4 protein-coding genes are annotated in these 4,307 nt (G+C 68.5%); 3 read left to right on the top strand and 1 reads right to left on the bottom strand.

Translation table 11 applies throughout. The annotated features are described in order from the left end of the window. A partial coding sequence (locus tag EFK10_RS04495) for an ArsR/SmtB family transcription factor (protein WP_127354472.1) occupies positions 1–395 on the bottom strand: 395 nt, incomplete at its 3' end. A 672-nt stretch (positions 396–1,067) separates the two neighbouring features. Here EFK10_RS04495 and EFK10_RS04490 point away from each other — a divergent pair. From EFK10_RS04490 to EFK10_RS46980, 3 genes are all read left to right on the top strand, one after another. Next, positions 1,068–1,835 carry an alpha/beta hydrolase family protein gene (locus EFK10_RS04490; RefSeq protein WP_127354471.1) on the top strand — a complete coding sequence of 256 codons (768 nt, stop codon included), beginning with the start codon at positions 1,068–1,070 and terminating at the stop codon, positions 1,833–1,835. A gap of 603 nt (positions 1,836–2,438) precedes the next feature. After that, on the top strand, positions 2,439–3,374 hold the full coding sequence (locus tag EFK10_RS04485; protein ID WP_127354470.1) for an ArdC family protein: 936 nt from the start codon (positions 2,439–2,441) through the stop codon (positions 3,372–3,374). 519 nt (positions 3,375–3,893) lie between these two features. Beyond that, the gene (locus EFK10_RS46980) at positions 3,894–4,037 is read left to right on the top strand and encodes a hypothetical protein (protein ID WP_164835819.1); all 144 of its coding nucleotides are present in this window, start codon (positions 3,894–3,896) and stop codon (positions 4,035–4,037) included. The last annotated feature ends 270 nt before the right edge of the window (positions 4,038–4,307 follow it).

Raw genomic sequence — 4,307 nt, 5'->3', positions numbered from 1 at the left:
GTCAGGGCTTGCCACACCTGCTCCGCACTTGCGCGGATGTAGGTGACATAGACGTAGGTCGGCACGGACGTGGGTCCGTTGGTCATGGCGTACTCCTCTGCCTGGTTCTTGATGGCACTGATCGCTTGCAGGCGGGGCTTGTCGAACCCCGAGATCCAGCGCTCCTCGATCTCGTGGATCGGTGTCGGGTTGAGGTAATGAAGCCGCTCCCGCCCGCGTCGCACGACGGTCACGAGGTTGGCCCGCTCAAGGATGTCGAGATGCTGTGTCGCCGACTGGCGCGCCATGTCCAAGCTTTCGCACAGCTCGCTCAGTGTCTGGCCGTTGTGCTCCCGCAGACGGTCGAGCAGGAGTCGCCGGGTGGGATCGGCCAGCGCTTTGAAGACCGAATCCATCGCTCTCGAGAGGCTCACGCCCCGATTATGCAGGTATTCACCTGCATAATGTCAACGATGAATCATCGCACCGGCGGTCAGCTCCTGTTCTTCCCGCACCGCACGGCGTGCAGCTACCCGGCGCTGGGACCCTGGGGACCCGGACGGGCCCCCAGGCACACGGCCCATGGGGAGGCCGCCGGACGAACGATGCGGCCACGCGCAGTACCAGATGATCACGGCCCAGCGCAGGCCCGTATGCTGTGGTGGATGATCAGGCCCCACCCCCCCGGGCGCTGGATCATCCGCCGCCGGACGGCAAGTCGCTGTGATCGCTTCACGCCCCGCCGTCCGGCGGCCCCCTCACTCGGCAGGACCCGCCAAGGCATCACCATTACCTCGCACGTGGCGGGCCGCCCGGACCCTACGTCCTCCTCCATCCCCCCCAGGGGAAGAACGGCGGCCAGAGGCGGCCCTAGGGCCTGTCTGGAGTTGTGATCACGTGGCGGGAAAAGGGTTGGAGGGATGATCGTCGGGCTGGTAGCTTTCAGGCGACCGTGACACCGCCCGAGGAGGTGAGACCCATGAACGCTGTATCGACGTGGGTGCTCCCCCTTCCCGTCACGGCCGGCGATTGACGTAGACGTCGCCGGGAGCGCCTCGACAACAAGGCACTCCCGAAAGGCAACACCTATGCATTCTCTGCAGTTCACCGCCGAGTCGTCGTCGAACGGCATGCTCGAACGCGACTTCACCGTGGGCGACGTCCCCGGCGTCCTCTGGTCGCCGGCCTCCAACGCAGCCGATCGCGCGCCCCTGATCCTGATGGCCCACGGCGGCGGCAACCACAAGAAGCACCCGGCGATGTCCGGCCGCGCCCAGCGCCTCGTGACCGGCTGCGGCTTCCACGTCGCCGTCATCGACGCGCCCGGTCACGGCGACCGGCCGCGCACGGCGCACGACGAGGCGGAAATCGCCGAGCTGTTCCGGGCGAGGGCGGCGGGCGAGCCGGAAGGCCCGATCGTCGTGCGCTACAACGACCACCTGGCGGAGCTCGCCGTGCCCGAGTACCAGGCGACCCTGGATGCCCTCCAGGAACTCCCGGAGATCGGCACCGACGAGCCGGTCGGCTTCTGGGGCATCAACATGGGCACCGCGATCGGCGTACTGTTCGTAGCGATCGAACCCAGGATCACCGCCGCGGTCTTCGGTCAACACTGGCCCGATGTCCTGGCCGAGAAGGCGAAGCAGATCACCATCCCGATCGAGTTCGACATGCAGTGGGATGACGAGCACATCCCGCGCGAGGCCGGTCTCGCGCTGTTCGACGCCTTCGCCTCGAAGGAGAAGACGTTGCACGCCAACGCGGGCAAGCACAAGGAACTGCCCCGGTTCGAGGCCGACAGCGCGGTCCGCTTCTTCGCCCGGCACTTCGGCGGAGCAGTCACCTCGCCGGCCTGATCTGCGCGGTTGCGGCGTCCGGCTCGCCAGCCGGGCGCCGCGACCGCGACCCCGGGCCGTACCGTCCTATCGGCAGGAACAGCTCTATCAGTTCCCACTCACCATCGCTCAGTTCACGTCGCATCACCGCAGCGTTTACCAGCTCGGCGTGACCCTCGGGTCCGAAACAGACCGCATTGATCACGACTCCAGACAGGCTCTAGCCGCCCCACCGCCCCCGCGCGGCGGCCCCGGCCGACGCCACCCCCAGCAGCCAGCCCAGCGCCCGGCCGTTCCCCTCGCCGCCGCCCGCCACCACCCAACCACACACACCACCAACACCCAAGGACAGGAAGAGGCGGCAGAGAGGGGAAAGTCAGCACGACGGAAGCGCCGAACAGGGTCGCTGAGCAGGGGAAACGCGGACTCACCACGAAGAGCGCCGCAAGTGATGGTGCAAGGAATGGTGCAAGGGATGCCGCAAGTAATGGTGCAGGTGATGTTGCCAGAGCTTGAGTGAAAGAGTATGATTATGAATGTCGGAAAGAGTGGACGGCAAACCGCTCGAACCGTCGGCCGGAGCGGCAACTCCGGCCGACGGCTCCAACCCACCAAGGAGTCACATTGGCAGCCACGAAGGCCCCCAGCCGTCGCCGGACCAGCACCCCGCAGGAGCGCGCCGAGAAGCAGGCCGCCCGAGTCGCCGAACTCAAGGGGCAGTTCGACACGGCTGTCTCCCAGTTGGTCACCACCGACTCGTGGCGAACCATGCTGGACGGCGCGATCCACTTCCACCGCTACAGCTTCCGGAACATGCTGCTGCTCCTCTCACAATGCCCGCACGCAACCCAGGTCGCCGGTTATCGCGAGTGGCAGAGGCGCGAGCGCCACGTGCGCCCGGGTGAGCGTGCTGTGTGGATCCTGGCCCCGATGACCCTCCGCGACAGCGACAGCGATGCCGCCAAGGGCAGCGCCGACCAGGACGACGAACGCCGCCGGGTGCTCTACCGGCCCGTTCCCGTGTGGGACATCACTCAGACCGACCGCAACGACGGCAAGCCCGACTCCGTCGCACCCGGAGCGCCGAGGCTGACCGGTGACGCTCCCACGAAGATGTGGGACAGCCTCGCCGCCCACGCCGTGTCCCTCGGCTACGCCCTCGAGCGCGGCAACACCGGCACCACCAACGGATGGACCAACCCCGACACCCGCACCGTGCGGGTGAGCAGCGCCCTGGACGATGCCCACGCCGCCAAGACCCTCACGCACGAAGTCGCGCACATCCAGTGCGCGCACGTCGCGGACATGAACGAGTACCGGCAGCACCGGGGCCTGATGGAGACCGAGGCCGAATCCGTCGCCTACGTGGTGTGCGCAGTGTTCGGACTGAACTCCGCCGCCTACTCCGTCCCATACGTGGCCGGTTGGGCAGGCAAGAACCCCGAGGAAGTCGCCGAGACCATCAAGGCCGCCGGTAACCGGGTCATGGCCGCCGCAAAGACCATCCTTGCCGCCGTCGCCCCGACCGACCACGCCGAGGACGACCAGCCCGAGCAGTGACCGCCCCGCCGGGGCCCGGTCACCCGGGCCCCGGCCCCTCCCCGCCAAGGAGCGCGCTCATGGACACCGCCGAGATCACGTGGGTTGACCGCCAGTACCCCGTGCCCGACACCCTCCCCTCCCCGCCCCCGGTTTCACCGGGGCGCAGCAGGTCACGCGGCAGCTTGCCGACGCCGTCACCGCATGGGGACACACCATCGCCGACGTGGCGTACTTCGAGGAGACCGCCGCCGACGCGAACGGCCGCCCTACGTGGCACACCGGCCCCGCACCATCCGCGCCGAGTTCACCACCGACGGCCACGCAGTGGTCATCCGCCATGACGCCCAGGCCAGTTAGAGCGACAGCCCGTGGACAGTCACCGTCGGCGGCCAGCCCCAGGAGTACCCGCCCCTGTACGGCCTCACCTGGCCCGAACGCGTCCGGATGCTCGCCCTGGCCGTCCACCGCGCCCAGCACTGACCACCCCACCAGGCCCGGACACCCGGACCCCGGCCCCCTTCCACCCAGGAGAACCCCGTGAAGCTCAGCAAGGCCCAGCGACCGGCGATCACCACCACGACCGGCGCACCGGTCGAGGGCCGCCCCAACACTCTCGCGTCCCTGGTTCGACTCGTCCTGGCCGAGGCCTGCGCCGAACGCAGCGCCACCGGCCCCGGTTGAGTCGGCCTGAAGCGCGGTTCCGGTGTTGCCACCGGCCCGTTTCTCCAGGCCGCTCTCCGAACCCGGCGTACCCGTCTCCGAGTACCGGGCTCTCCACAGTTCCTGCCGTCGGGCTGAATGTCAGGCTGTGGGCCAAGGGCTGGGGATCGTGTCGCCCCGGTAGCGGTACCGAGTGATCGCCGGTGTCCGCGCCAAGTTGATCAGTTCGATCCCGTCCGCGGTGATCGGCAGCCATGACCCGTGAGGGCCGAGGAGCCAGCTGCGGACGTC

Source organism: Streptomyces soli (genome assembly GCF_003999195.1).
In the GTDB taxonomy this organism is placed as follows: Bacteria; Actinomycetota; Actinomycetes; order Streptomycetales; family Streptomycetaceae; genus Actinacidiphila; species Actinacidiphila soli.
This window is presented reverse-complemented; position numbering and strand designations above follow the sequence as displayed.

Excerpts from the sequence above, each read along its gene's own strand:
- EFK10_RS04490 (WP_127354471.1), top strand. The coding sequence starts at position 1,068 with ATGCATTCTCTGCAGTTCACCGCCGAGTCGTCGTCGAACGGCATGCTC.